Origin of the sequence: Halobacteriovorax sp. GFR8, assembly GCF_050955245.1 — a bacterium.
GTDB lineage: Bacteria > Bdellovibrionota > Bacteriovoracia > Bacteriovoracales > Bacteriovoracaceae > Halobacteriovorax_A.
Map to the genome: position 1 here is coordinate 2,256,970 of NZ_JBPBLR010000002.1, position 26,006 is coordinate 2,282,975.

Consider the following 26,006-nt stretch of genomic DNA (forward strand, 5'->3'; position numbering starts at 1 on the left):
CCCAAGCAATAAAGCCTGGGCCCAAAATATCGTTGAGGATAAATCTTAGATTTTTCCTACAAGGTCTAAACCTGGCTTAAGTGTTTCAGCACCTGGCTTCCACTTAGCTGGACATACTTCATCTGGGTGCTCAGCAATAAATTGAGCAGCTTGAACCTTTCTCATTAATTCGTCAGCGTTACGTCCAATTCCGTTATCTTGAACTTCAGCAAGCTTGATTTCACCAGCTGGGTTGATTAGGAAAGTCCCTCGATAAGCAAGGCCTTCTTCTTCAATATGAACACCAAATGCTCTAGTTAGTTGACCTGTTGGGTCTGCAAGCATTGGGTACTTGATTTTCTTGATTGTCTCTGAAGTGTCATGCCATGCTTTGTGTGTGAAGTGAGTATCTGTTGATACAGAGTAAACTTCGACACCCATTTTTTGGAATTCTTCATACTTATCGGCCATGTCACCAAGCTCAGTTGGGCACACGAATGTAAAGTCTGCTGGGTAGAAGAAAAGGATTGACCATTTACCTTCTAGATCATTAGCAGTAACTGTTTTGAAATCTTCATTGTGGTAAGCTTGTACACTGAAGTCTTGTACTTTTGTGTTGATTAAAGTTTGCACTATTCATCTCCTTTAGAAGTTTTAATAAGTGATATTCTACTTATAAGATTCTTCCATCAGAGGTGATTTTTATCTAATATTTATTATCTAATGCTTGATAGATGTCACCTATGATACCGCAAGGCACCATAGGCGTGTATATAACTATAATTGCTTAAGACTTAATTTATTTAGTCAAGATGATAGATTTCCATGATATTTTCTAGAGTTTTTTCAAAGTCAATCTTGAGATCTTTAAGTTCTCCAGAATGTACATCAAAGACCCAGCCGTAAACCTTAAGGCCTCTTTCACGGTTGGCCTTTTGAACTGCTGCCGTTTTAATGGCATTAATACATTGCTCTTGGACATTAAGTTCAACAAGACGCTCGTAGCGCTTGTCTTCATCTTCAATGGCATTAAGTTCTGTTTTGTGAGTACGATAGACATCGCGAATATTTCTAAGCCATGGATTTAGAATTCCAAGGTCTTGGCTTTCCATTGCGGCCTTAACACCACCACAACCGTAGTGTCCACAAACGATGATATGATCAACCTTTAAGTGGTCAACTGCGTAGTTTAGAACACTCATGACATTGAGGTCGATACTGATAACCATATTGGCGATATTTCTGTGAACGAAGATCTCACCTGGTCCAGCGCCCATTACTTCTTCGGCCGTAACTCGAGAGTCAGAGCATCCGATATAAAGAAAATTAGGGTTTTGTCCTGCCCCTAGTTTATCGAAGTACTTCTCATCTTGGTCTAACTTAGATTGAACCCATTCTTTGTTATTTTCAAAAATCTTTTTGATATCCATAAATTCACCTACTTTTTTTCTTTCGCTAAATAATATGTGAATGATTTGAATTTGCCAATTATAGGCCTTCGAGTAGGAATTTCACTGCAAGGCTTTGTAAAATAATCGCAGCAATGATGCTGAAAACTGGTCCTAACTTATCAGAAGCACGTTTAGCAATGCTCATTCCCACTATTGTCGAACAAAATGCCCAAACGCCAATCGAAGTAATGTATGGAGTCAGCACTTTACCCGATGCACCAATTGTCACCCCTACAGCAAATGCATCAAGGCTTGTGGCAAATGAAACGAGGATTACTTTTAATAAACTGTGAAATTGTTTTGGCTTCTCTTCTTCACCATCATTTTTACCACTGAGTTCTTCATAGCCCTCATAGGCCATGTGAATGGCAACAGCAGTTAAGAGACCAAATGAAATCCAATGGTCAATATAATCAAATTGTGCAATGACCTTTGCGCCAGCAATTGCACCTAAAAAGGCAACAAGTGCTTCGGCTCCACCAGAAGAAAATGCAAACTTTAATGTGTCGCTAAATTTATGAGGTCTGGCCCCCATGGCAACGGCGGCCGAAAAAGAATCCGCACATAGAACTAAACCAATAATAATAACTTCAAAATAATTAATCATAAGACCTTTATAATGCGTAGGCTTATTACAGGCAATTATAAAATAACTATTTGATTTATTAAATGATTACTATTGTCTCTTCAGATGAAAATAATAATAGTACTGCTTATCTCAACATTCTCACTTTCAATAAGTTTATTTTTTGATGAAGTCGATTTCAAAGTCTGCACTCAAACAAGAAAAGGGCCTAAGAAGGCCCTTTATTAATTCTTAAAGTATTTAATACTTCCTTTCATCCCAAAGACAATATGCCCGTTATCTAAGATAAGAGCGTCGGCGAAGATATTCTCCGGTTTTTCACCTTCTGAAAAACGCTTTGCCTTCAGTAAACTCCCATCATTTAAACTAAGATAAGAGATCTTTCCTAGACGGTTTACAAAGATAAGTTTCTCTCCATTATATTTAATTGAAGAATAATTGTAGCCAATCTTCTTTTTATCACTTTCATACTTCCATTCAAGTTTTGAAGTCACAGAGTTCCACGCATAGACGCGGCCATCAAAATCATTAAAAACTAATAAGTCATCAAAGACGAGAGGCTTACCAATAACAGGTGAATCAACTTGAACATTTGAAACTCTTTGCCCAATACTATTTAAGCATTCAATGCCACCAAGATCAGGTCTTCCTTCAAGCTCTCCTTGAATGAAGCAAATTTTATCTCTGGCCATAACTGGCCCATACCAACTCGAAAGTGGGAGCCCTTCTCTCCATATAAGCTTTCCTGTTAAAGCATTTAACTTGTACGCATAGGGAATTTCTTTTCCGGCATCTTCCTTAGGTACACCACTAGCAATGTAGAGATTCTCTCCATCTATATGGACAAAGGCATCCATATGGCCCCCATCAAAGTGCCATACTTGCTTCATTGAAGCAGGGTCAATTGCATAAAGACCATCTCCCCCAGCTGCTTGGAATAAGAGATCCTTTCCCGCAATTGTTTTAATAACAGGAAGAATCTCTGTGTGACCCTTTGTCTCAAAAGACCCCACAACTTTTTTTGCCTTTGGATCAAATTTATAAACACGCATATGGTGTGAAGCATGAAGACCTTCACCAAAGTAAAGATATCCCTTAAAGTAGACAGGTGTTGGTGAAAGAAATTTTCCAAAGTAAATCTTATTTTTTATCGCTCCTGTATTCAAATCTAGAACAAAGAGATTTCCTTCTTTAGTTCCCACAAAGAGTTCATCTTCGACTACAGTTCCAGATGCAAAAACACCTTCAGGTACAATCTGTTGCCAGAAGAAGTTTTCGGGATCAACATCAATTGGCCCTCGAGTATATTTAATGTCCCTATTCATAAAGTCTTGCACGAAAAGTGGAACTGGCCCATGCTTTAAATACTGATACGCTTCCATGCCACCATAGATAAGCACATTAAAAATCATGGCAGAAATTAAAATCTTTGGCTTTAATAAGACTTCTAATAATTTCTTAGGACCTTCGGCCTTAAGTTTTATTCCAAAAAGACCTGCAATAAAAGTCGCAACAACAGTGATACCAGTACTTAAGAAAGCAAGTGGTAATAAAACCGTCGGTACAATTGAGTAGCTAAAGTCGCTACATAAGTTATTGCATGAGTTTAATTGATCCAGTATTTCCATCAACGAAAACATCTTCTCCACCTTTGAATTTTAAATGACATTGTTTAATTCCACTTACTGCCGGGATTCCCATCTCTCTGGCCACAATTGCACAGTGAGATAAAACACCACCACGCTCAACAATAATTCCACTTGCCTTAGTAAAGACAGGTGTCCAACCTGGATCTGTTGACTGTGCTACGACAATTGCATTTTGAGGCCAATCAATTTCCTTCCAACTTGCTGGGTTATTTACAACAACAATTTTCCCTCTGACGACTCCAGATGAAAGCCCTTCACCTACAAGGTCGTTTGTACTAGACTCTTCCTCTCCATCAATGACTGCTTTAATCTCCTGTAGAGAAGTAACAGTTGAGAAATTGAAGTTCTTAAACATCTGAGCGCGCTCTTTTCTATCTTTAATTAATTCAAGCATTGAAGATTCAAAACTTAAGATCTCTTCTTTACTTAGATAGAAAATATCATTTTCATCTTCAAGCTGAAGCCTTCTGGCCTTTTCAAGGGCAAGAAAGCGAATATGAGCATAAGGTCTTAAAATGGCCATTTTCCACTTTTCTCTAAGCTCTAATAATTGCTTGAGTATTTTCCACTCTTCCAAAATTAAAGTCTTCTTAAATGACTTCATGGCCATAATCTCTGCCTCAACATCAATAAAGGCATGAGAGTTTTTGTCCTGTACATATTTTTCAACAGGATAATCATAGAAGGCATCATCTCCAATCTCTGACCATCTCTTTGCACTTAAATCAAGCTCCCCTGGCCCTCTATGACCATAGCGAGCAAGAAAGAGAGATCTCGTATTTGGTTTTGCGCAGGCCTTTTTAAAATATAGGCCCATATTATAAGTTTCAGAATTAATTCCTGCACCAGACCATTTCTTAATCATCTGATCCGCTTCTTGCTCAGTATAAATACTTTTAAGAAGAGAGATTAAAGTTTGGATTGTTGTCTCAGTAAGTGAAATCAAAATATATGGCCACTCTAAAGTACGATTGCTAAAGATTGTCATCTCTTTTGAAAGACGATTATTAATCTCCTCCTCACTCCAGTCTTTATAGATTGTAGGATCATTTGGTCGCTTTGAAATCGTTGTAATCTCAAGTAGCTCCTTTGAAGCTTCATCGATTACCTCTTGGCGATGAGTATTGATTGAAAGTCCTACTTTAAGCATACGCCACATTGTTTGCGGAGTACGAAAGAGCACCTTAGGAGTTATCTTTGAAAAGTGAAACTTCAGATGTGGTCTTGGAATAGGCTCAATTGAATATGGAATTGGCCCAAAGTACATCTGCCCAAGCTTACTTAGATTAATATAATTTCTTCCAAAAACTTCATCCATGATGGATTCATTTCCATCAAATCCAACATAGCCTAATTTTCTAAGGGCCTTATCAAAGGCTTGATCTCTTTTAAATGACTCAGACCAAATCTGAGTTGTTAAAGTCGTTGGAGATACTGTCCATTCAGCAAATGTTTGTCCATCCCAAACAGTATCATCAGAAAAGAGACTTGAAAGTCTTTCAAGTTCATCATGGGCCAATTTTTTAAGATTTGTTATGGATGCCTTGGCAGTAATAGGCCTCGCTTGTAAAAGGTAAACTTTCCCGGCCTTATCAATCGCCCATTCGATATCAAAATCGTCTTGATACTTATCTTCAACAAGATTAGCAAAGGCAACAATCTCTTTAACTTGTTTCTCAGTGATATGTTCACTTTCAAAATTTTCTTCACTTAGAATAATCGGAGTTCGCTTTCCAGAGACTAGGTCTTCACCTACACCATCAATATACTCTAGCATCCATGTTTCAAACTTCCCTCTTGGGTCCTTTGAAAAGTAAACACCTGAATAAGAAGGGTCAATCATACGCTGAACAACGACATTCATTGGAACTTCTTTATCTGAACCAAGGAAGTGTTTACGATAGGCCTTGGAAGATTCTTTGTGTATTGAATTAAAGCAATTTTCAATAGCGTGTTCTAAATCTGTATCATTGCTTACATATAAGAAAGTCGAATTTTGACCTGCAAAGCTATTCTCTTTTGAATCTTCACCTGTTGCCGAACTTCTAACTGCAAGTGAGTATTCGCCAGCACGAGCAAATTTGAAAATTTCTGCTAACTCATCTTTCGTCGGTAGTGCATCGAGAATGATTCCATCAGGGACAACTATTCCCATTTGGGCCATCATGGCCAGCATATAGGCCTTACCACCAACTTCCTTCTTCTCTTCAGGGAGATCCTTAAAATAATACAACATAAACGCCTTCCTCTTCTTGATAAATTTATATCGTTTACGAGACAGTCATTACATGACAATCGTCACCTTTTGTCACATAAAACGCCAAATATCAGGAAATTAGCGTCTTAATTGTATCAATTGACTCTTTCGGCCAATAGGATTCCTGTGTCACAATTGCGTTAGCATTAACTCGCTCAAACTTAACTTCGTCGTTAACTAAGCTTGGTATCAGATGAGTTAAGAGCTCTTTTACATTTGAAACATTCTTGTTGATTACATTTGTGATCTCTTCCAGAGAGCATGCTTCATCTTTCCAGCAATCGTAATCTGTCACAAGTGCCACTGTTGCGTAAGCAATTCCAGCTTCTTTTGCAAGATAGCTTTCAGGAACATTAGTCATTCCGATTACGCTTGCACCAAAACTACGATAAAGTTCTGATTCAGCACGGGAAGAATATTGAGGGCCTTCAATACAAATATAGCTTCCACCAAAATGAAACTTTGTTTCGACTTTATCAGCTAATACTTTGATTCGCTCAATAAGAGCTTTTTCAACTGGTTCGGCGACAGAAACGTGTCCTACGATTCCATTTTCAAAGAAAGATCTCTTTCGTAGTCCCTTTGTCCAATCAATAAATTGATCAGGAAGAAAGAAGTCACCAGGCGCAACTTCTTCTTTTAAAGAACCCACTGCAGAGATTGAAATAATATGAGTCACTCCAAGAGACTTGAGAGCATAAATATTGGCGCGGTAATTGATATCTGAAGGACTGATATGATGGCCCTTGCCGTGACGAGTAATGAAGTAAAATTCGCTTTCATTGATCTTTAAGTGATCAACGTCACTACTTGGATCTCCATAAGGAGTCTCTATCTTTAATGACTCGATTCTCTCCATAAGATCAAGATCGTAAACACCACTTCCACCAATTACACCTATTTTCATATTACCTACTTATAAAATACTGCTAAAAACTGATTGTACTCACGGCCATTCTTTGTACGTGAGTTAATTGTTTCAATCTTCACATTAAGATTCGCCTTGTCTGCCCATGAAGCAATTTCCTCATTAGAGAAACCAAAGTGCTTCACACCCATCCCTTTTGGATCAGGGTGAAAACTTCCATCTTCTGACTCAAGGTCGACGATGGCCATCTTTCCACCTTCATTTAACATTCCAGCAAGTTTTATCGTCATTTGCTCAGGAGAATCAAGATGATGAAAAGTCATCGAACTTATAATCAAATCAAATTTTTCATTCAGTTCTTGATTTTCTAAATCAGTATTAATTGATTTAATATGATCGTAGTCAGCTGTTTTCTTATCGAACACTTCAAGCATACCTGTGGAAGTGTCCACACCAGTAATACTTTTAGCATCATCAATAAACTCGAGACCAAAAAGACCAGTACCACATCCAAAATCAAGAAGGTCAACTTTACTAGAAAGGTTAAGACGTTCTCTGGTTTTTTCAGCAAGTGTTTGCATTAGGGATATCTTATCTTCAGAGTCCCAAGTATTGGCCGCATGATTAAAATGTGACATATTTTTTCTCCATAAATGACTAATTTCTAAACGTTATAATATCTAATCAAAAAACATGTTAAAAGTCATATTTTTTCACCCCGTTCATCTTCAGATTATACTAAGAAAAAAGCAATAAATGACCGATAATAAAGACGTGACAACAAGGCTTCTTTTGCTATTCTCAGGTATTGTTATTGCATTAAATACTTTTGCGCAAAGTAGCTCTGTCATCGAATCCCACCGAAGTTATGAGATAGCTGCATGTCAAAATGTGTCTAAAAATAATCAGAGCGATGAATACTTTATTGGTTGTGAAAATGGACGAATCAATTATTTTGATGATTTCAAAGAATTGTCTAAAACTGCAACCGCCATTGAAAGAAATATTTACGAAGATAATCTACTTAATGAACTAAGAGAATTCACAATTAGTGAGCTTAGAAAAAATAAAGCTTACTTTGATAAATTAAAAAAATGCCTCATTTCAAATAATCCAGAGTGCAAAAAGATCAAAGAAACTATTCTTAAAACAGTAAAAACTGAATCACCTAAGCTAAGGGCCACAATGTCTATGATGGTCCCTCCTCCTAACTTTCAGAGAATGAAACCAATTCTCTATAGTACATCAATAAAGCATAAGTTTCAGGATAAAGCACTGAAGCAATTAACTAAAGATGAAAAAGCAAAGATTGAAGAAGAAGCAAAGGCAATAAAGTATCACTTTAAACAAGTGTGGTTTGAGGAGAACTTTGGTAAAAATAAATGTATCGAAAAATTATCACCTACTTCTTTTGGCTTTCTTCCTTCAAAAGGGCGTTATTCTTGTGAATCTTTTCACCAACGCACACTAGATAAAGCAGTTGCTAGCAATATGGATAACTACCGTAGGCAGTTAAAGAAAGAATATAACAACAAGCTAGCGAGTAATCCAATTTTGGCCCATATTGATCTAAGAGGAACTGAAAGCGATAAAGAAATCCTTAGAGAAGTCACAAGTGTCATTTCTAACTTGGCCAAACAAACTGGTCTTTCAATTGATAGACTTACACATTTGGAAAAGGCAGATGAAGCTTCACTAATTCGTAATGATAATATCTTAAACTCGTTTATTACAAGCAGAGGAGCATCAAAGGTTCTGTGTGATGTCTCTCAAGATCTTAAAGATCAAGAAGAGTTAAACGAGTTAAAAACCGACTTGGCCCTAGCAGGAGCAGCACTTATTGGTGGTGGTGTATGCGCATTCACTGCTGGTATCGGCTGTATGATTGGAGTCGGTGTTGCTGCAGAAACAATAGGAATAAGTATTGCACAAAACCGATATGAACAAGCATCACTAGCGTTCAACTCTGGTCTTACAACAGCTCAGTTATATGAGGATCGAAAATTTGAAAGAGATTTCACACTCCTACTTGCTCCACTTTCTGTAACTGGAGAATTTATCGGAAGTGGTGTGAAGATCGCTTCCAAAACAATGCGCTACTCCCCTTCCGGAACAACTTTTGACTACGACCTAAAAGGGATCAGAAAAAGAGATCAGTATCGTCAATCAATATTTATAAATCCGAGCGAAAAAATTGGAACTAAGGCAGACTTTATTTCAAAATATGAAGACTTTGTCCTCACTGGGCAAGAATTAAATAGTCGCTGGATTCAAAATGCAAGGGCATCTAATGCATCTCTTTATTTAGATATTGAGAACTCTGCTCTAAAGAGATTAAACGATACAATTGGAGACAAAAGCCTTGTGACAGCACTTACCAATGCCCACAAGACTATCATTGCAACTAGAATCAATAAATTATTAAAGAAGTATCCAAATATTGATATTGAAGTATATTCAGACTTTAAGTCAACACGTTTTGCCTTTGTTCCAAAAGACTTATCAAGTGAAATCAAGGCCCAATTAACAAAAGAGCTAAATTCTGTTTACCAAGAAGCTAATAGCGAGTTTGCCAACATGATTAAGACAATGGACGGAATTCCAGCAACAGAAAATATTCGAGGATGGTTCCAAGCAGGAATTGGAGACACTGCAGATGAAGCAGGACAGGCCGCCAAAAGGAGTCGTTCAGTAGATCGCTCTGGTCAGGTTGCAAGTTTTCAAAAAGTAAAATTTACTATCGAAGATGAAGTTAAAAGTATCGTTAAATATACAGATAGGTTGAATCAGAACCACCCTCTTGCAAAAGTTGGGCTTATTGAGAAAATAAGAGATCAAAAATCTTTTGTTCCTACTCTCGAAGTCTTTGAAGTAGCGAGAAAAATCACAGGTCCACCTTCTGCTCAGGGAGAATCCCTTGCCAATGAATTAAATCGTCGTTTTGGAAGTAAATTATCAATTCAAGATGGCCAAGAATTAATGAGTTATATTAAAAATCTCGATTCTCTAACACCAGGGCTCTGGATTAAAGAGCGTGTTAATGCAAATTTAAATGCTGCAAATTTTGGAGGAATGTCAGGAGATATCACAGGAATGGGAGCAAGAAATATCCGTCAGGTTGCATTTGATATACTAAATTCAGATAAACACTCACCTTCCGAAATCGTCAAGGCCACAAGGGCCGGAGAAATAAAAGTAACATCAACTTTTGACCAAATTAAAACAAGATTTAATCAAATTGTGAAAGATGTCTTAGATGAGAGGCAAATTGAATATAGTAATGCTTGTAGTGGTGATGACTGTGTCATGATTCCTTCTAAGGAATTGACAGCACAAGACCAGATTGCACTTGTTAGTAAATTTGCATCTCAAGAGAATCCTTCTCAGTACAGATTAAGTATTATACCTGCAGGCGTAAAACAAAGTGATCGAACAAATTTAGCCGTCCATGGAGAGCTCGTCGAAAAACATCTTAGAAAGATCTTAACAGGTGTTGGAGCTGGAAAAATTAAAAGTTCAAAACTTAAAAATTTAACAATTGCTACAAAAATGCCTACACAAATAAAGCATGGTAAAATCGACCTTATTATAGGAGTTAAAGAAGAACTACAATTCACGTCAGGGGAGCAAGCACTAATTCAAAAGGCCCTTAAAGAGTCAATTGAAAAGGTAAATAAAGAACTAGGCGAAAATGCAGTTGAAAGTGATGGCCATTATAGTGCTGGAACAATGGCATGGATCTAAACTATTTTAATAAGTCTCTTTTTAAATCAGAATCAACAGGATATTCACCAATCCACGGAGCATGGGCCAAAGAATATAACTTTTTATCGTCCCTACGTTCAAGAATGACCTTATCATTCTTCTTTATGACAACTTTATCTCCATTAAGTTTATAGATAGAAATGATATCCCCTTCTTTTACATCAACACTACTCTCTACAAATGCCTTCAATTGACTTTCAATATTATCGTAGTGTTTTAAAGCTTCCTGCCAACCTTTTTGGGAAAGTTTCTTTTCGATGTCACGAAGATATCTAATCTTAAGTAATTCTACTTTATCACTAGAGTTTTTAAAGTAGGAGACTTCATAAACATCCCAGATAAAGTATGACAAAGTCCCCTTTCCAATCAGGCGCAATTGGTCACTTGAAGCATTCGCGTATAAAGAAAGAAGTCCTAAGAGTATAATATTTCTCATTAGCTTAATCATAGCTCACCACCTTCGCCCTCTTCAAAAACTTAAGAGCAATAAAAGTAAAGTCGAGTTCAAATTTTTTATCAGCAAAATTTAAGCTGCTCTCATTAGCATGATGATTATTCTGATATAGTTCCCCCATCATTAAAAAATCAATTAAGAGAGTATTTTTAGAATTATCATCCAAGTTATGGTTTCGATAACCATATTTATGACCACACCAGTTAACAATCGCCCCATGAATTGGCCCTAAAAAGCTGTGAATAGGAACTAATAGAAGATACCAGTACGAATCAGTAAACATTAAATACATGAGCGCATAGAGCACAACAAAGAGCAATCTGACGAATACGGAATCGGCGAAAGCAACAACACTAGGATATTGCTCTTCTTGTGTCTCTACGCTCATGTACTCCCTATAAGTTTGAAACATCATAGAGATAATATTTTTACTAACAACTGGAGAATGAGGGTCTCCAATCTCATCTGAGTGTTTGTGATGATTTAAATGCAATGCCTTATAGTGCTGAGGACGTAAGAAGCTAGGCCCTTGAGCAATAATTGTAAGAACTAAAAAGAACTTGTTCCAAGCAGGTGTCAGTTTACATAGGCCATGAGAGACATAACGATGTAAATAAAAAGACTGACAAAATAATGACAAGTACCAATGAACAAATAAAAAGCATATTGCAAAAATCATTTTAATCTCCGTGTTTGACTACTTCTTTTCAAATAAGAAGTGTCCAACAAACCACTCTTCACCTTTGTCATGACCAAATAACTCGGCACAAGATGCAAAAAAGATCTTCCAACGATGAAACCAAATATTGGCCTGGTCTTCACCATAGGTAGCTGCCATAACTTTCATTACTTCAGGACGCTTCTTCTCCATATTTTGAAACCACTGCTCTGAAGTTTCTTGATAATTAGCACCGTTAACTTTCCATTTTTCAACTAGTTTGAAGCTATCCTGCACCTTTTCAAATAGGTCAAAGCTAGGCATCACTCCTCCAGTGAAAAAGTAACGGCCCATCCAATTATCTTCCCCCTGAGTTTCAAAGAAATATGAGGCATCTTTATGGCAAAAAATATGGATAAATAGCTTCCCATCATCTTTTAACCATGAAGAGACTTTAGAAAACAATGAATTATAATTACGCATATGTTCAAACATTTCGATAGAAACTATTCGGTCAAACTTACGGTCGATACTGAATTCATTAATATCACATGTTTTAATCTCTAGATTATTCAAAGAGCGCTCTTTTATACGATCTTCAATAAACTCTCTTTGTCCATTCGAGTTCGAAATTGCGATAATTTTTGAATTAGGAAATTTCTTCGCAAGATAGAGACTTAGTGAACCCCAGCCACAACCTAATTCAAGAATATCCATACCATCTTCAATTTTGGCCCTTTCGCAGTACTTTTCAAGCATTGCACTTTCGGCCTCATCAAGAGTTTTTACCCCATCATCAAAGAGAGCACTTGAATATTTTAGATTCGCTCCTAAAACTAACTTAAAGAACTCCGGTGGAAGTTCATAGTGTTGCTCATTTGCTTTATCGACATCTTCTGCAATAAGAGACTTATTAAACTCTTTGATAATTCCACTTTTATGGAACTCAAGGTTTTCATTAATTTCATCCTTACGTTGTTTGATTAATTTTCTTATTCCCATTCTAATTAATGGATCAGGAATAAAGCCTCTTTCAGCAGCACTCATTAAAATAGACATCATATCCTCCTATGATCTGTATAACGGTTTACCAAAGACTAAATGAGAAACACCAATGGCCCTTTCACTGAAGCCCCCTATACAATACGAAAAGTAAAAATTCCAAAGTCGTTTGAATTGTTCATCTTCACCAAGTTTTGGGATCTTATGTGTTTCGTGATTGAATCGATTCTGCCACTCTTCAAGAGTGCGCACATAATCCTGTGCAAAATCAACTTGAGAATATAGGCGCATATCCGACACCTTCTTGGCCGCACCTAAAACAGCATGAATCGAAGGAATAAAACTTCCAGGAAAGATAAACTTCTTAATAAAGTCTAACTCTTTTACTGCTCGATCATATTCTTGATCGTTAATCGTAATTATTTGTAGAAGAGCAAGTCCATCTTCTTTTAGAACATCTGAAATTTTCTTTATATACGTATTTAAAAACTTCTCACCTACCGCCTCAATCATCTCGATTGAAACAACACGATCAAAACTTCCCTCTAGCAGACGATAGTCTTTTTTCAAAAGAGTAATCTTATCTTCAAGTCCCGCGGCATTAATTCTTCTTTGAGCTTCTTCATATTGATTTTCTGAAATCGTGGTTGTTGTAACATGACAGTCATAAGCTTGAGCCAGGTGTATAGCAAGAGCTCCCCAACCAGTTCCTATTTCAAGAATATGATCACCTGCCCTAATATTTAATCGTTCACCAATAAGTTTAAGCTTGTATTGTTGTGCCTCTTCTAAAGTAGAGTTTTCATTTGCAAATATTGCACTTGAATACATCATCGAGTCATCTAAGAAGTGCTTAAATAATTCATCAGGTAAGTCGTAATGGGCCTCAATATTCTTCTTAGAGCCAGTAAGTGTATTTCGACTTTGCCAATATTCTAAGAACCTCGCCGGCTTCAAAAGATTGACAAAGCCAGAGTCCATTTCACTTAAGAGCGTCTTATTAATAGCAAAAGCTCTCATCACATTACTTAAGTTAGGTGTGTCCCATTTCTTTAAAATGTAAGACTCTGCTGCACCAATGGAGCCCTTGATAAAAATATCAGTAAAGAAGCTTTGATCATGAATGATCATTTCGGCACTAATTCGTTGAGGACCACGACCTAGAATATGCTTCTTACTGCCAACATAAATCGTTAGTCGAACATTTTCTAACAAGGCCAACTTCTTTAGGATTGCATCACGAAGTGTTCGAAGGAGAACGCCTGGTGCATCATCTTTATTCAATAATTGAGACTTTTCAATAGTTTTGATATCTGGTTTCATTATTACTCCTTTATATTCGTTTGTGAAAGTAAGTTCCTACGACTATTGGGATTTGGGTGATCATAGAAAGGTACACCTTTCACCCATAGGAGGAATGCTTGAAAGTAAATACCGAAGACAACTTTTAGAGTCATCAAAGGGAATTTAATTAATATATTATTAAGCGACCCTTCTGTTGCCTCTACCTTCTTAAGGTTCATATTTGCAAAAAAGACCTTCTCGCCTTTCTCAAATGTATCCATGTTTATTTTCAACACATCATGAGGCTTAGAAAATTTCCAATCATATGCCAAGGACATTGGAAAAAACGGTGACACATGAAATTCTTTTTCAAACTGTGTCTCGATCTCTTTGTCGCAAGGAGCTTTTATTGCATCGACGACATAGCAAAATCTTTCGCCCCAAGGTGTATTTTCAATTTCGGCCATAATAGCGTCAATCTCCCCCTCCTTATTAAAGCAGTAGTAGAAAGTAACAGGATTGAAGCAGTGACCAAAGTATCGAAGACTAGTCAGCATTCGAACTGGCCCTTCACTTCTGCGACCAAGATGTTTTTCCACAGTCTTTAAAACTTCTTCCTTAAGATCCTTAGTCTTATCACCGTGATAATCACTTCTTTTAAAGTAAGCAATATTTCGTTTCATATAAGACCAAAAGCGTGAAAGGGAGAAAAACTCATCCACCTCATCTAAATCGAGATAAACGAGAAAGAGCTTATACTTAAAGAAGTGTAATTTAGGACGAGAGCGAGAATGTATGACGACTCCTTCATAAAGGCACGATTTCATAACTTCTCCAATTCCTCTACGACTCTCAAGGCACTAAAGACACCATCTTCGTGAAAACCATTTCTCCAATAAGCTCCACAGTAATGAGTACGGTTGTGACCACTAATTTCATGCCACCTAGCTTGAGCTCTCATCCCATCTAAAGTGAATAGGGGGTGCATATAGTTCATTTGTTTAAGAATAGTCTCTTCCTTAATAGGTCGATATGGATTCAGTGTGACATTAAAATTTTTATGAAAATTTATCCCTTGAAGAATATTCATATTATAAGTGACAGTTGAGCCAATGGACTTCTGTGCTGGAAGCTGATAGTTCCATGCTGCGACAGCAAGTTCTCTTTTAGGTAAGAAGCTATCATCTGTGTGAAGATAAGTAGGATTTGCAACATAGGGAATGGCAGAGAGTAACTCGACTTCTTTACTTGTAGGACTCTCTAATAGCTTCAAGGCCGTATCTGAATGTGTTGCAATGATAACTTGATCAAAGCTTTCACGGCCCTCTTTCGTTTCAATGATAACTTGTTCACTTTCACGAGTAATATATTTAACAGGAGTATTAAGTCTTATAGAATTCTTAAAATGTGGCACCATTTTCTTGATATATGAATTTGAACCACCTTCAATGACATACCACTGTGGTCGATCATCAACTTCTAAGAAGCCATGATTCTCAAAGAATCGTAAAACGAACTTGGCAGGGAATCGCCAAACATCAACAGGGTCGGTCGACCAGACGGCCGCCATCATCGGTACAATATAATAGTCGATAACACTCTTCTTAACTCCCCTTGTTTCAAAGAATTGAGAAAGAGAAATATCCCCGGAGTCATTTGTTAGAAAGTCTTTAGCCTTTTTATTAAAGTCGATAATCCCATTAATCATGGAGTAAAACCAAGGTCTAAAGAGATTTCTTCTTTGAGCAAATAAAGTATTTAACGTAGTGCCATTGTATTCAAGACCTGTCTTATCACAGTGAACACTGAAACTCATTGCAGTAGGCTTATACTCAACACCCAGTTCGTTGATAAGACTTAAGAAATGCGGATAAGTCTTTCTGTTGAAAACAATGAAGCCTGTATCAATTTTAAACTCTTGATCTTCATATTCGATTTCATGAGTATGAGTATGACCACCAAGATAGTCATTGGCCTCAAAAAGCGTAATATCATGCTTTTTCGAAAGCTTATAGGCACATGTCAGTCCAGAAATACCAGAGCCAATGATTGCAATTCTCATTACTGCCCCTTTAGCCTATTTTTGATATACTTAATTAAAGAACCTAGTATTGGAATATGCTGGTAAATAAACTCCCCCATATCAAAATAGTCACGATGGTAGCTTACTAGGCCAGATTCATTAAATTTAATGACAGAGTTTCCATGTAAGATAACAGGCTTCCCTGAGTTCAGATTAGGCGTAACAAGAATCATCTTCCAAACGGCAACATGATGATTGCCATTTGAAATAATTTCAGAAAATTCAAAACGAATATCTTCTACTCCTTGATAGATTCCCTGATAGTAGTCCTTTACTGCATCGAGTCCTTTATGCTCGCCGATTGGATCAATAAAGAGAGCTTTCTTATCATAAAAGTCATTTAAAATTTCAATATTATCTGCTCGAAGTTCGTTAAAAACCTTTTCAATTCGTTGTGCTTGTTGATTTTGAGTATCTAAGCCTGCAGCTTTTAGCTCTTTCACACTTACTCCTCCAATTAAACATATTATTAAGACAAGTTTTATGACTCTTTTTGGAAACCATATAAGAAACCGACTAGTTCTGTTTTGATACTCTCGGTAAACTTCACCTTTAGACTTCAATGATGACTCCTCGGCCGGCGGGACTCCTGTAACAGAAGTAATAAGATAGAGCATGATGATATATGGGATAAAACCAATCAAAGTAACAGGCCTTGCCAAGTCTAGCCCATATACTCCGTATGATAACCAAATTATCGTTTCAAAAAAGTAATTCGGATGACGTGAGAACTTCCATAATCCAAGATCACAAACTTTACCTTTATTATCCTTATTAGAGACAAAGCTTTTAAGTTGTCTATCAGCAGTCATCTCCCCTAAGAGTGCTATGATGAATATAGTCATGCCTAGAAAGTTAAAAACAGTTAAGCTTCCTGCATCGAGGAGAAGAAAGAGAGGTAGTGATAAGACAACTGTTAGTATGCCCTCGCCAACAAAGAGTCCATAAAGGTAAACACCGTACATAACCTTCCATTTCTTCTTTAAATTTATGTAACGACTATCCTCTCCAGTCTTTCTTATTCTTTGAAATAAGTGCGTACTTAGTCGTACAGACCAGAATGAATAAAGAAGGCAGAGTATTATAAACTGAGATGTCTCAATTAGCTTAGGCTGAGACAATAGCAAAGTTCCTATAACAATGAGAAAACTTGAGCTCCAGTAGAAGTCCAAGTATGAGAATATTTTAATATTCAAAGAAATGAACCAGCCTATTGTAAAATAGAGAATAACTAAGAATAGTATGAGCACGATTAAATCAAACACGGTCAGTCCTTTATTTGTCTTATGCTTATGGATACGTGCATACTTCGATAAAAGATCACCCTCAAAAAAAAAACTCTATTTTTCGCCTAATATTAGATACTTAGTTTTTTTATTTTTACGAAGTGATCCAAATTGATGCGAGTAGCGTATTAAGTAATATGAAGGCATTTAGTGCAGCAAATGACTTACTAAATAACACAAGCATAAATTATGCTAAAATAATTCCTATTATAGGGAGAGCTGCTAAGGTGCAACTAAGTCTGTCAGACATTGAATATTTGCTTATGCAAATAGCGAAGGATAAGTCGCGAGATGCTTTCAAGAAGCTATTTGACTTCTATTATCCAAAAGTAATTGGATATGGCCTAAAAGGTGGCCTAAATAAAGAACAGTCTGCAGATATGGCACAAGAAGTGATGCTTAAAATCTGGAGAAATGCTCACCAATATAATAACGATAAAGGAAATATTAACACTTGGGTTTATGCAATTGTGAGAAATCAAAAATACGATCTATTAAGAAAACAAGGCAGAGATCCATTAAGTATCATCAGTGCAAATGATATTTTTGATGACGAATATCTTCAACAAGAAGATGAAGATTATAATAGTGAAGAAATTTTTCACTTAGCCTATACGAAAGAAATGATAAATAAGCTATCAATCGAACAGCAGGAAGTCCTTAACGGTATCTACCAAGAAGGACTAACTCAAAAAGAATTTGCAGAACAAGAAAAGATCCCGCTAGGCACAGTGAAGTCACGCATTCGCCTGGCCATTAAAAACCTAAAGATTATATTGGAGGAAAAGTGAAGAAGCTTTATCATCCAGACAGTGAATTAATAAAAAAATATGAATCTGGAGAGCTTGAAGCTGGGCTTGGGCTTCTTGTGAAAACTCACCTTAATAATTGTGAAGCCTGTCGTATACATACAGAGTCAGAGATGGAGAGACAAGCAAGTGATTTCTTCCACTCTAGTTATACGACACAACTTTCTCAGGGTGAGAGTGATGATATTTTCAATTCAATTTTTGAAAAAGTTCAAGACGCGCAACCAAAGGTGGAAAGAGATAATCCCCACAAACAGGCAACTCTAAAGTTTCATGATAAAACCTTTACCCTACCTGATACTCTTTCATTTGTTACAGAAAAAGAAATTAACTGGAAAGAATTTGGTGAAAATAGTGCTGTTGCCCAAGTGACATCTGGTAAGGCCGGAGGACTCTTCTTTATCTACCTTGGTCCAGGTGAAACTATCCCAAAGCATGGCCACCACGGAAGAGAGTATAGCTATGTTCTTGATGGATATTACAGTAGTGATGGCCATAGGCTTGATACTGGAGACTTTTCAACTTTTGAGGAATCAGACACACATGAACCATCAACAACGAGTGAAGATGGATGCTTGGTTATTTCATGGGTCGAAAGGCGTCTAAATTTTCTTCATGGAGTTTTTGCACCACTGAATAGACTTCTATGGTGGTACTTGAAACGTTCATAGTTTATCTAAAGAAAATCTGCCTAAACCTTTTTTGTTTCAAATCCTATTCGATCTATAGTAGAATAGTTTGCGATGAGTATTGAAATAAAACAACATGAACGCGGGAGAACTGCCGTAACCCACAAGTGTATTCTTAAGGCCACGGACATATTTCTACAAAAAAACCCTGCAAGTAAATTAACAACCAACAAAATAGCACGTATGGCCGGCGTGAGTATTGGCAGTGTCTATAATCATTTTAAGAATAAAGATGAAATTCTTATTGAGTTAATCAATAATCAGCTTGATGAAGATCTTATTACCTACGGTAACTTCTTTAATGATGAGTCTAAAAGAGAGAGTATTGAAGAAGAGTTTCACAAATTCTTGAAAGTTGTCTTAGATAATTATCGAAGAAATATTGAACTTAGAAGACTCATTCTCTTCTACAAAAGACATCCTAAAGTTAATCAAAAGTTTATTCAAGTCAGTCTTGAAACTCAAAAGCTCATCGAAAACCACTTTTATCAAAGCTCTGAGATAAAATCCGAACTTCCTATCGATATTATCGTTAGCTCACTACGTGGTGTGATCCGCTACTACTTAGAATTCTGCCCTGAGAAATTTGGAAGCCTTGAACTAGATAGAGAGCTCGATATATTAATTAGCTCATATATCAAAAACTCTCACCTGATTGATAGACATGATTAAATTGAGGTTTCAATTCGTCTGATGATTGCAGCGTGATTCAAAATTACAACCCCATCGCCATTGGTATCTCGAATAATTTCAGAAACATCCTGATCTAGCTGGCCAGATATCTTTGAAAGAATACTAGGCATCTTCATCTTGTTTAGCATATCGATTTTAACGATACTATCGATATCATCAACTAAGAGAGCATAATTCTCTCCCCTTTCATCGGCTTCAAGAATAATGACTTTCTTAGTAGTACTTGTCCTCTTTTCCTGCTCCTCTTCTATGCCATACATACGACGAGCATCAATGATTGTGATCAATTGGTCACGTAAGTTATAGACGCCAATGACATGAGAAGGTGCTCCAGGAGTTTTAAGGATATCGTTAGGTCGCTCAATAATTTCACGTACCTCACCTACGGCCAATCCGAAGTGATATCCAAAGTCAAATGTCACAAATGATTCTAGCCTCATTTCGACTTTATTCTTGGCCTCTTCTTCATGTGATGCCTGATAGATTTCAGCATGACTTCTTGTGATCTCTTTTATTTCGCCATTATTTAAAATCTCTTTATGATCAATTAAAAATGTCATTCCGTTATCACTCGTTTCAATTCCACCCAGGAACATACTAGACCTCTTTGAAGAGAAAACAGGAACTGGCATAACGCCATCATCATCGTAGAATGTGATTGCATTTAGGGAGTCCACAACTAGCCCGAAGAACTCATTATCAATTTTAATAATAAGTATTTTTTGGTCCTTAAGCTGATTATTTTCGGATTGAAGTCCAAGGATACGAGAGAAGCTTAATACAGGAATCGTTATTCCTCTTAGATTAACAAGCCCTAAACAAAGTTTTGAAGCAAATGCCGAGTGCTCTATATTTTGCATATTTATAATTTCATTGATTGAAGTAATCTCCATTGCCAACGGAGTACCACTAACTTGAAAAGAGATACACTTCTTTTGCTGACTTTGAATTTTTAAACGACTATCAACCCCTTGCCTAAAAGAGTCATAACTTCCAAGTCTTGCAAGATTTCTTATTTTTATAATGAGAGAGGGCTCAAGAATTTGATATATTTTTCTTCCTTCATCCCTTTTAATCGCCCCTTTTACAACCTGAGCACTATCTTCACTATCACTTATATCAAAAAGACTAACTTCAGAATCCTCAACTCTTAAGATCTCTCCAGTTGAGTCAAATGAGACACCAATACTAATGCCATCAACATTAACAATTGCAACCTTAGACGAAGATTTACTAATTTCTTCATCCTCACTAAGCTTTAGAAGTTTTGATAAACATAAAATGGGAACAATCATTCCCCTCAAGTTAAAGATTCCATCAAGGTAATTCGGAGCAAGAGGCATTGAAAAGAGAGAGTTAGGGTAATTCACTACCTCTTGAACCGAATTAATATCAAGTACAAATTCATTTCCACTCAATGAAAATGAAGCGTAAATATTAGAATTAGATTTTAAAAGTTCAACTTCTTTTAATTCATTCATTTTTTCTGTTCCGATTTATCATTAATGCGAATCATCTTTATCTCTAAAGTGTCACAATCAATAATAATTTTAGTTGCTAATTCTTCACCATCTAAAATTTTACGTATTGTTAATTTCTTTTCTTGTAAAATCTCTAAGGCCTTCGCTTTATTCAGTTTTCCAATATGATCAACATTTCGCTGTTTCAACTGCGCCATCATATTACCGCCACCGGCCAGATAAATTTCAAAATCATCTTGTGAGCGAGACTCTAGATTAAGCTTTGTTAAAAGGTATGGGATGGCATCCACAACATATTTACCAGGCTGAGCTTCAGGAGAAATCCCTTCCCCTTGTGGAAGAAAGCAATGAGCAAGGCCACATCGTTTTTTTACTCTGTCGATAATAGCAATACCTAAGCATGAGCCAAGCGTTGCCTGAAGAACAGCACCTTTCTTGCCAAACTTAATTTCACCAATTCGTACATGAATATACTCGCGGTCTCTACTATTCATACCCTACTTCTTCTTATAGATTTGAGGACTCACATATTCAAAGTCATTGGACAGGCCATTTAAGCTCTCAGACTCTCCAAGGATTAATATGGCACCAGATTTCATTGCTCGAGAAATATTACTAATCACTCTCATTTGATCATCTTGTTTAAAGTAAATGAGAACATTTCGTAGAAAGACAATATCAAAATTTGAGATATTACTCTTTGGCAATGAAAAGAGATTATGGGCCGAAAAACTGACATTCTTTCTTAATTCAGGAAGAATTTCAGCTTCCTCTCCAACAGCTTTGAAGTATGTTTGGTATAGCTTTGTAAAACGCTCTTTAAAGTTATTAATATTGCGTCCACTATACTTGGCCTCTTGAGCATAAGTTAAAACCTTTGTGGAAATATCAGTTCCTATGATTTCATACCTCAATATGCCATTATTTTTTTTGTGTTCTTCACAAGACATTGCAATTGAGTAGGCTTCTTCACCGGTTGAAGATGCCGCTGACCAAATTTTTATAGGTGAGCTACTTTTCCAATTAGGTAAAAACTCATCTTGAAAGTAATTCCAAACCTTCTGTGTTCGAAAGAAAGTTGTTTCATTAGTTGTTATAATATTGATAAACTCTTGCTTCTCATTGCTATCAGTTTGTAAATAATTAATATAATCATCATAGCTTTCTAACTCCAATGCTTTTAATCGCTGACGAATTCGGCCCTGTAACATGCTTTTTTTAGATGGAGCAATAGTAATGCCTGTATGAACATGAACAAGACTAATGATCTTCTCAAGTTGATTACTATTAAGCTCCATAAGGTAAATCATTTCCAACACCTGGCCTTAATCTTCAATCAGGTCACTAAGTTTCTTAGCACCTTCAGCAAGACTACGAGTGGCCATTGCAATCGACTCAGAAGCTGCAGCAGAATTTTCTGTTTCAGAAGCTACCTGCTGAACTGCCTCACTTACCTCTTTAGCTGCAAGTAATTGCTCTTGAGTAGCACTTGAGATTTCTGCAATTGAATGATTTGTATTATTCACACCTTCAACAATTTTAGAGAAGGCTTCACCGGCCATTTTTGAAATTTGACTTCCTTCAGAAATCTTTTTAACCGAATCATTAATTAGTTTTGAAATTTCCTTCGTTGCTTGTGAAGAACGTTCTGCTAGTTTTCTAACCTCATCTGCAACAACAGAGAAACCTGCACCATGCTCTCCAGCTCTTGCGGCTTCAATGGCGGCATTGAATGCCAGAAGATTTGTTTGACCAGCAATTTCACGAATTACTTCAACGATCTCACTAATTTCTTCTGATGATTTTGTAATAACATCCATTGCTTCAACGGCTTCATTAATCGACTTTGCCCCTTCTTGCGCTTCCGAAGAAGTTTGCTCAGCGATTTCATTTGCCGACTTGGCATTTTGTGCAATAGAGTTAATCGATGCTGTTAACTCTTCGACAGAAGCATTCATCTCTTCAGTTGTAGCTCCAAGAGAAACGGCGCCTTCTGCAACATGAGAAGACTTTGTTGAGATATCTTCAGTGCTATCTCTCATTTCATTGGCAAGTTCATTAATCGCCGTTTTTATTCTTTCTTGCTCAGTAATAACATCCCAAGTAACCATGGCCCCTTGATAAGTATTATTCTGATCCATTACCGGACTAACTAATAAATTCAAAATCTCATCACCTACCTGAATATTGGTCTGATGAGGAAGATTAGATGGCTCAGATAGCATTCTTCTTTGATGTGCAGGATTCTTGTGAAAGATATCAATACTACTTCCAACAATTTCAGAAACCTTTATTGGCAATAGATTTTCAATTGACGTTAGAGTTTGTCTCGACTTTGGATTTATATAAGTAATATTAAAATCACGATCAGATAGCATTACATTTATTGGCATATTATCAAGCATCGAAGAGTATTGAGCATTTCGATTATCTGCGACTAGCTTATCTGTAATAATATCCCAAGTAACCATGGCCCCAACGTAGTCATTACCTTCCATAACGGCAACAACATTTAACTCGAGTGTTTCATCTCCAATCTTAATCTCTGTCTTAATAGGTAGATTCTTTGGATTTGCTAAAATCTTTTGCTGATGAATTGGGTTCTCATGAAAGACATCAATTTTCGAACCGATGATCTCAGTGACAGGAATAGGTAGCAGTGACTCAATAGCTCTTAAACTTTCAAAACTCTTTGGGTTAACATACTTAATAACTAGATCAGTCCCACAATACATAACGTTAAATGGTAGCTTATCCAACATATCGTAGATTGCTCCGCTCCCCTCAAATACATTTCGACAGTCAAGCTCTTGGTTTAATTTTGCCATGGTCATATAAATCTCCTACATCCTCATCGAGAAAATAATTTGTAATAAAGAAATTATATGACTCCATATATTTTAAACTACTCAGTTTTAACGTAACGTTAGTTATTTAGATTGACCGAGCAATATCAATAACTTATACGACATAACTATAGAAATAAGCAAGAAATTAATACCAGAGCATTTCACTTACTCATTTTAAAATTTTTATAGAGGATAAAAAGTGAACAATTTATGTTTTTAAACTTCAAAGTCGAAGTAATCAGAGAGCTCACCTTCGTCTTCTTGAAGATCATCAATATCATCGTGAGTATCTTCACAGAGGAAGCCAATATTATAAAGAGCGTCTCCGGCCATAACAACTGAAGACTTACTGATTCCTAGAATCACTCCATCATGCTCCATTGTAACTCGACTAATAAGTTCACCTGTAAGCTGCCTTAACTCACCAACAACTTCACCTTCTTTTACAATCTTTCCATGATGGGCCTTATTGATTAGAAGTCCACCTTTTGCGGCCCTCATCCACTTCGTTTTACGAATGATGAATTTCTCTTCTTTAAAGCTCTTTTTACTCTTAATCATGCCGTAGTGGCTTAGAATACTTTTTACGAGATTGACTCCATACTTAGCAATCGTCTCGTCAATGCGAAGACCTTCCCCACCCTCAAAGACGATGCAAGGACGGCCAAGGTCATTGATGGCCTCTCTTAAAGAGCCATCTCTTAGAGTGCTATTAACAACAAGTGGGATGCTTATATTGTTAACAAGATCAAGCATTCCCTCCGTATCGAGATCACAGCGAATTTGTGGAATATTGAATCGTCCTGGGCCACCTGAGTGTAGGTCGACAAAGACATCACCATATTTTGTAATTTGTTTGAAAATAAAATTTGCAAAGCGGGACCCAAAACTTCCTTTGGGTTTTCCAGGGAAGCAGCGGTTTAAATCCTTGCGATCAGGTAAGTAGCGCTGCTTATTAAGAAAGCCATAGATATTAACGGCAGGGATAATAATCAAGGTTCCTTTAAGAAGCTTAAGCTTTCCTTTCATTAAAAGTTGGGCCGCTCTTAATCCATTGATCTCATCTCCGTGCATACATGCTGTTACCACAACACAGGGAGAAATCTCCTTCGTAGCACGATAGATATAAACGGGAGCTTTTACTTTTTGTAGCCCATAGAAAGAAGGGAAATTGACAAACTCAACAATCGGTCTGCCAATCTCAACTTCTTCAACTTTTAATTTAAATAATTGATCCGTCAATTAGTTATCCTTTACAACTTTTGTGTAATTCTTTTCAACGTAGTCGATAATCTGAACGGCTATATTCTTATTTGTACAGCCTTCAATTCCCTCTAATCCTGGAGAAGAGTTAACCTCTAAGATCTTTGGGCCACTACCTGAGCGAATAATATCAACTCCGGCCATATTTAGTTTCATCGCTTTTGCCGCAGCAATAGCAACCTTTCTTTCTTCTGGCGTAATCTTCACAGGAGTCCCAATACCACCTCTGTGAATATTAGAGCGGAACTCACCTTCTTTCGCTTGCCTCATCATTGTGCCAATGACCTTACCACCGACGACAAAGCAGCGAATATCGGCTCCATTTGCATCTTTAATGAACTCTTGAACAAGAAAGTTGGCCTTAAGAATTCTGAAGGCATCAATTAAGCTTTCCGCGGCCTTTTTTGTCTCGGCAAGAATAACTCCTTTACCTTGAGACCCTTCGATAAGCTTTACAACCATCGGTGCGCCACCAACTAGTTTAATTAGACTCTCTGTTTGTTGAGTATTATTTGCCATCCCCGTCTTAGGAAGAGGTAGATGCTTTTGCGACAAGATTTGAAGAGAGCGCAATTTATCTCTTGAGCGTCCAATAGCATTGGATGAGTTCAAGCAGTAAACCCCCATCATTTCAAATTGACGAACAATGGCCATCCCGTAGGCACTAACACTTGCTCCAATTCTTGGAATGACAATATCAACCTTGTCTAACTTTCTTTTGCGGTAGTAAACCATTGGGGAGCCAGTTACAACATCCATATAACATTTGTCAGGGCGTACGACTTCCACATGGTGACCTCTAAGCTTGGCCTCTTCTACTAATCTCTTTGTCGAGTAAAGATTTTTATTAGAAGATAAAATCAAAATATTCATTTGTACTCCGTAAAAATAAAAAACTAA

The 26,006-nt window shown here is 36.9% G+C and carries 24 protein-coding genes; 4 read left to right on the forward strand and 20 right to left on the reverse strand.

The genetic code is table 11. From position 1 onward, the window contains the following. Nucleotides 1–45: 45 nt before the first annotated feature. The 7 genes from ahpC to ACRXC1_RS11280 form a co-directional block, all read right to left on the reverse strand. Nucleotides 46–612: an alkyl hydroperoxide reductase subunit C gene (gene ahpC, locus ACRXC1_RS11250; RefSeq protein ID WP_392908967.1), complete on the reverse strand. Its 567-nt coding sequence runs from the start codon at nucleotides 610–612 to the stop codon at nucleotides 46–48. A 170-nt stretch (nucleotides 613–782) separates the two neighbouring features. Then, nucleotides 783–1,409, reverse strand: coding sequence for a carbonic anhydrase (locus ACRXC1_RS11255; RefSeq protein ID WP_433658845.1), 627 nt, complete (start codon nucleotides 1,407–1,409; stop codon nucleotides 783–785). Between the two features lie 58 nt (nucleotides 1,410–1,467). Next, nucleotides 1,468–2,037 (reverse strand): manganese efflux pump MntP, encoded by a 570-nt coding sequence (locus ACRXC1_RS11260; protein ID WP_433658847.1) that lies wholly within the window; start codon nucleotides 2,035–2,037, stop codon nucleotides 1,468–1,470. A 203-nt stretch (nucleotides 2,038–2,240) separates the two neighbouring features. Then, the gene (locus ACRXC1_RS11265) at nucleotides 2,241–3,656 is read right to left on the reverse strand and encodes a PQQ-binding-like beta-propeller repeat protein (protein WP_433658849.1); all 1,416 of its coding nucleotides are present in this window, start codon (nucleotides 3,654–3,656) and stop codon (nucleotides 2,241–2,243) included. Then, nucleotides 3,610–5,901, reverse strand: a complete 2,292-nt coding sequence (locus ACRXC1_RS11270) for a PEP/pyruvate-binding domain-containing protein (protein WP_433658851.1) — start codon at nucleotides 5,899–5,901, stop codon at nucleotides 3,610–3,612. Before ACRXC1_RS11270 ends, ACRXC1_RS11265 begins: the two co-directional genes overlap by 47 nt. A 91-nt stretch (nucleotides 5,902–5,992) precedes the next feature. Further along, nucleotides 5,993–6,829: an S-methyl-5'-thioadenosine phosphorylase gene (mtnP, locus tag ACRXC1_RS11275; protein WP_433658853.1), complete on the reverse strand. Its 837-nt coding sequence runs from the start codon at nucleotides 6,827–6,829 to the stop codon at nucleotides 5,993–5,995. Nucleotides 6,830–6,834: 5 nt separating this feature from the next. Further along, a complete protein-coding gene (locus ACRXC1_RS11280) occupies nucleotides 6,835–7,428 on the reverse strand; it encodes a class I SAM-dependent DNA methyltransferase (RefSeq protein ID WP_433658855.1) in 594 nt (197 codons plus the stop codon). Nucleotides 7,429–7,546: 118 nt separating this feature from the next. Here ACRXC1_RS11280 and ACRXC1_RS11285 point away from each other — a divergent pair, with 118 nt between their 5' ends. Continuing rightward, the gene (locus tag ACRXC1_RS11285) at nucleotides 7,547–10,534 is read left to right on the forward strand and encodes a hypothetical protein (RefSeq protein ID WP_433658857.1); all 2,988 of its coding nucleotides are present in this window, start codon (nucleotides 7,547–7,549) and stop codon (nucleotides 10,532–10,534) included. A 1-nt stretch (nucleotide 10,535) separates the two neighbouring features. On the opposite strand, the gene ACRXC1_RS11290 is transcribed toward ACRXC1_RS11285, so the two are convergent. The 7 genes from ACRXC1_RS11290 to ACRXC1_RS11320 are packed head-to-tail and all read right to left on the reverse strand — an operon-like array spanning nucleotide 10,536 to nucleotide 17,301. After that, nucleotides 10,536–11,003: a chalcone isomerase family protein gene (locus ACRXC1_RS11290; RefSeq protein ID WP_392908949.1), complete on the reverse strand. Its 468-nt coding sequence runs from the start codon at nucleotides 11,001–11,003 to the stop codon at nucleotides 10,536–10,538. Further along, nucleotides 10,996–11,688, reverse strand: a complete 693-nt coding sequence (locus ACRXC1_RS11295; RefSeq protein WP_433658859.1) for a fatty acid desaturase — start codon at nucleotides 11,686–11,688, stop codon at nucleotides 10,996–10,998. The genes ACRXC1_RS11290 and ACRXC1_RS11295 overlap by 8 nt, the downstream gene beginning before the upstream one ends. Before the next feature lie 18 nt (nucleotides 11,689–11,706). Continuing rightward, nucleotides 11,707–12,726: an SAM-dependent methyltransferase gene (locus ACRXC1_RS11300; RefSeq protein WP_433658861.1), complete on the reverse strand. Its 1,020-nt coding sequence runs from the start codon at nucleotides 12,724–12,726 to the stop codon at nucleotides 11,707–11,709. A gap of 9 nt (nucleotides 12,727–12,735) precedes the next feature. Continuing rightward, nucleotides 12,736–13,992: a class I SAM-dependent methyltransferase gene (locus ACRXC1_RS11305; RefSeq protein ID WP_433658863.1), complete on the reverse strand. Its 1,257-nt coding sequence runs from the start codon at nucleotides 13,990–13,992 to the stop codon at nucleotides 12,736–12,738. A gap of 2 nt (nucleotides 13,993–13,994) precedes the next feature. Next, entirely contained in the window at nucleotides 13,995–14,780 is a 786-nt protein-coding gene (locus tag ACRXC1_RS11310) for a DUF1365 domain-containing protein (protein WP_392908942.1), read from the reverse strand. Next, a complete protein-coding gene (locus ACRXC1_RS11315; RefSeq protein WP_433658865.1) occupies nucleotides 14,777–16,015 on the reverse strand; it encodes an NAD(P)/FAD-dependent oxidoreductase in 1,239 nt (412 codons plus the stop codon). The genes ACRXC1_RS11310 and ACRXC1_RS11315 overlap by 4 nt, the downstream gene beginning before the upstream one ends. Beyond that, entirely contained in the window at nucleotides 16,015–17,301 is a 1,287-nt protein-coding gene (locus tag ACRXC1_RS11320; RefSeq protein ID WP_433658867.1) for a DUF1295 domain-containing protein, read from the reverse strand. The genes ACRXC1_RS11315 and ACRXC1_RS11320 overlap by 1 nt, the downstream gene beginning before the upstream one ends. Before the next feature lie 284 nt (nucleotides 17,302–17,585). On the opposite strand from ACRXC1_RS11320, the gene ACRXC1_RS11325 reads away from it, so the two are divergent. The 3 genes from ACRXC1_RS11325 (at nucleotide 17,586) to ACRXC1_RS11335 (ending at nucleotide 19,492) form a co-directional block, all read left to right on the forward strand. Continuing rightward, nucleotides 17,586–18,113 carry a sigma-70 family RNA polymerase sigma factor gene (locus ACRXC1_RS11325; RefSeq protein WP_392908938.1) on the forward strand — a complete coding sequence of 176 codons (528 nt, stop codon included), beginning with the start codon at nucleotides 17,586–17,588 and terminating at the stop codon, nucleotides 18,111–18,113. Continuing rightward, a complete protein-coding gene (locus ACRXC1_RS11330) occupies nucleotides 18,110–18,802 on the forward strand; it encodes a cupin domain-containing protein (protein WP_433658870.1) in 693 nt (230 codons plus the stop codon). Before ACRXC1_RS11325 ends, ACRXC1_RS11330 begins: the two co-directional genes overlap by 4 nt. Before the next feature lie 72 nt (nucleotides 18,803–18,874). Next, complete coding sequence (locus tag ACRXC1_RS11335; protein WP_433658872.1) at nucleotides 18,875–19,492, forward strand: TetR/AcrR family transcriptional regulator; 618 nt, start codon at nucleotides 18,875–18,877, stop codon at nucleotides 19,490–19,492. Here ACRXC1_RS11335 and ACRXC1_RS11340 read toward each other — a convergent pair. The 6 genes from ACRXC1_RS11340 to rimK all read right to left on the reverse strand — a co-directional run bounded on the left by ACRXC1_RS11340 (nucleotide 19,489) and on the right by rimK (nucleotide 25,979). After that, on the reverse strand, nucleotides 19,489–20,994 hold the full coding sequence (locus tag ACRXC1_RS11340; RefSeq protein ID WP_433658874.1) for a chemotaxis protein CheW: 1,506 nt from the start codon (nucleotides 20,992–20,994) through the stop codon (nucleotides 19,489–19,491). The genes ACRXC1_RS11335 and ACRXC1_RS11340 overlap by 4 nt on opposite strands. Continuing rightward, nucleotides 20,991–21,488 (reverse strand): chemotaxis protein CheD, encoded by a 498-nt coding sequence (locus tag ACRXC1_RS11345; protein WP_433658876.1) that lies wholly within the window; start codon nucleotides 21,486–21,488, stop codon nucleotides 20,991–20,993. The genes ACRXC1_RS11340 and ACRXC1_RS11345 overlap by 4 nt, the downstream gene beginning before the upstream one ends. A 3-nt stretch (nucleotides 21,489–21,491) precedes the next feature. Continuing rightward, on the reverse strand, nucleotides 21,492–22,304 hold the full coding sequence (locus ACRXC1_RS11350) for a CheR family methyltransferase (RefSeq protein WP_433658878.1): 813 nt from the start codon (nucleotides 22,302–22,304) through the stop codon (nucleotides 21,492–21,494). Between the two features lie 15 nt (nucleotides 22,305–22,319). Continuing rightward, nucleotides 22,320–23,828: a methyl-accepting chemotaxis protein gene (locus ACRXC1_RS11355; RefSeq protein WP_433658880.1), complete on the reverse strand. Its 1,509-nt coding sequence runs from the start codon at nucleotides 23,826–23,828 to the stop codon at nucleotides 22,320–22,322. A 231-nt stretch (nucleotides 23,829–24,059) separates the two neighbouring features. Continuing rightward, entirely contained in the window at nucleotides 24,060–25,085 is a 1,026-nt protein-coding gene (locus ACRXC1_RS11360; protein WP_433658882.1) for a succinylglutamate desuccinylase/aspartoacylase family protein, read from the reverse strand. Further along, the gene (gene rimK / locus ACRXC1_RS11365) at nucleotides 25,086–25,979 is read right to left on the reverse strand and encodes a 30S ribosomal protein S6--L-glutamate ligase (protein WP_433658884.1); all 894 of its coding nucleotides are present in this window, start codon (nucleotides 25,977–25,979) and stop codon (nucleotides 25,086–25,088) included. Between the last annotated feature and the right edge of the window lie 27 nt (nucleotides 25,980–26,006).

Bases quoted from the DNA above. Each gene is read 5' to 3' on its own strand.
- ACRXC1_RS11255 (WP_433658845.1), bottom strand. From the start codon at position 1,409: ATGGATATCAAAAAGATTTTTGAAAATAACAAAGAATGGGTTCAATCT.
- ACRXC1_RS11260 (WP_433658847.1), bottom strand. From the start codon at position 2,037: ATGATTAATTATTTTGAAGTTATTATTATTGGTTTAGTTCTATGTGCG.
- ACRXC1_RS11265 (WP_433658849.1), bottom strand. From the start codon at position 3,656: ATGTTTTCGTTGATGGAAATACTGGATCAATTAAACTCATGCAATAAC.
- ACRXC1_RS11270 (WP_433658851.1), bottom strand. From the start codon at position 5,901: ATGTTGTATTATTTTAAGGATCTCCCTGAAGAGAAGAAGGAAGTTGGT.
- mtnP (WP_433658853.1), bottom strand. From the start codon at position 6,829: ATGAAAATAGGTGTAATTGGTGGAAGTGGTGTTTACGATCTTGATCTT.
- ACRXC1_RS11280 (WP_433658855.1), bottom strand. From the start codon at position 7,428: ATGTCACATTTTAATCATGCGGCCAATACTTGGGACTCTGAAGATAAG.
- ACRXC1_RS11285 (WP_433658857.1), top strand. From the start codon at position 7,547: ATGACCGATAATAAAGACGTGACAACAAGGCTTCTTTTGCTATTCTCA.
- ACRXC1_RS11290 (WP_392908949.1), bottom strand. From the start codon at position 11,003: ATGATTAAGCTAATGAGAAATATTATACTCTTAGGACTTCTTTCTTTA.
- ACRXC1_RS11295 (WP_433658859.1), bottom strand. From the start codon at position 11,688: ATGATTTTTGCAATATGCTTTTTATTTGTTCATTGGTACTTGTCATTA.
- ACRXC1_RS11300 (WP_433658861.1), bottom strand. From the start codon at position 12,726: ATGTCTATTTTAATGAGTGCTGCTGAAAGAGGCTTTATTCCTGATCCA.
- ACRXC1_RS11305 (WP_433658863.1), bottom strand. From the start codon at position 13,992: ATGAAACCAGATATCAAAACTATTGAAAAGTCTCAATTATTGAATAAA.
- ACRXC1_RS11310 (WP_392908942.1), bottom strand. From the start codon at position 14,780: ATGAAATCGTGCCTTTATGAAGGAGTCGTCATACATTCTCGCTCTCGT.
- ACRXC1_RS11315 (WP_433658865.1), bottom strand. From the start codon at position 16,015: ATGAGAATTGCAATCATTGGCTCTGGTATTTCTGGACTGACATGTGCC.
- ACRXC1_RS11325 (WP_392908938.1), top strand. From the start codon at position 17,586: ATGCAAATAGCGAAGGATAAGTCGCGAGATGCTTTCAAGAAGCTATTT.
- ACRXC1_RS11335 (WP_433658872.1), top strand. From the start codon at position 18,875: ATGAGTATTGAAATAAAACAACATGAACGCGGGAGAACTGCCGTAACC.
- ACRXC1_RS11340 (WP_433658874.1), bottom strand. From the start codon at position 20,994: ATGAATGAATTAAAAGAAGTTGAACTTTTAAAATCTAATTCTAATATT.
- ACRXC1_RS11345 (WP_433658876.1), bottom strand. From the start codon at position 21,488: ATGAATAGTAGAGACCGCGAGTATATTCATGTACGAATTGGTGAAATT.
- ACRXC1_RS11350 (WP_433658878.1), bottom strand. From the start codon at position 22,304: ATGATTTACCTTATGGAGCTTAATAGTAATCAACTTGAGAAGATCATT.
- ACRXC1_RS11355 (WP_433658880.1), bottom strand. From the start codon at position 23,828: ATGACCATGGCAAAATTAAACCAAGAGCTTGACTGTCGAAATGTATTT.
- rimK (WP_433658884.1), bottom strand. From the start codon at position 25,979: ATGAATATTTTGATTTTATCTTCTAATAAAAATCTTTACTCGACAAAG.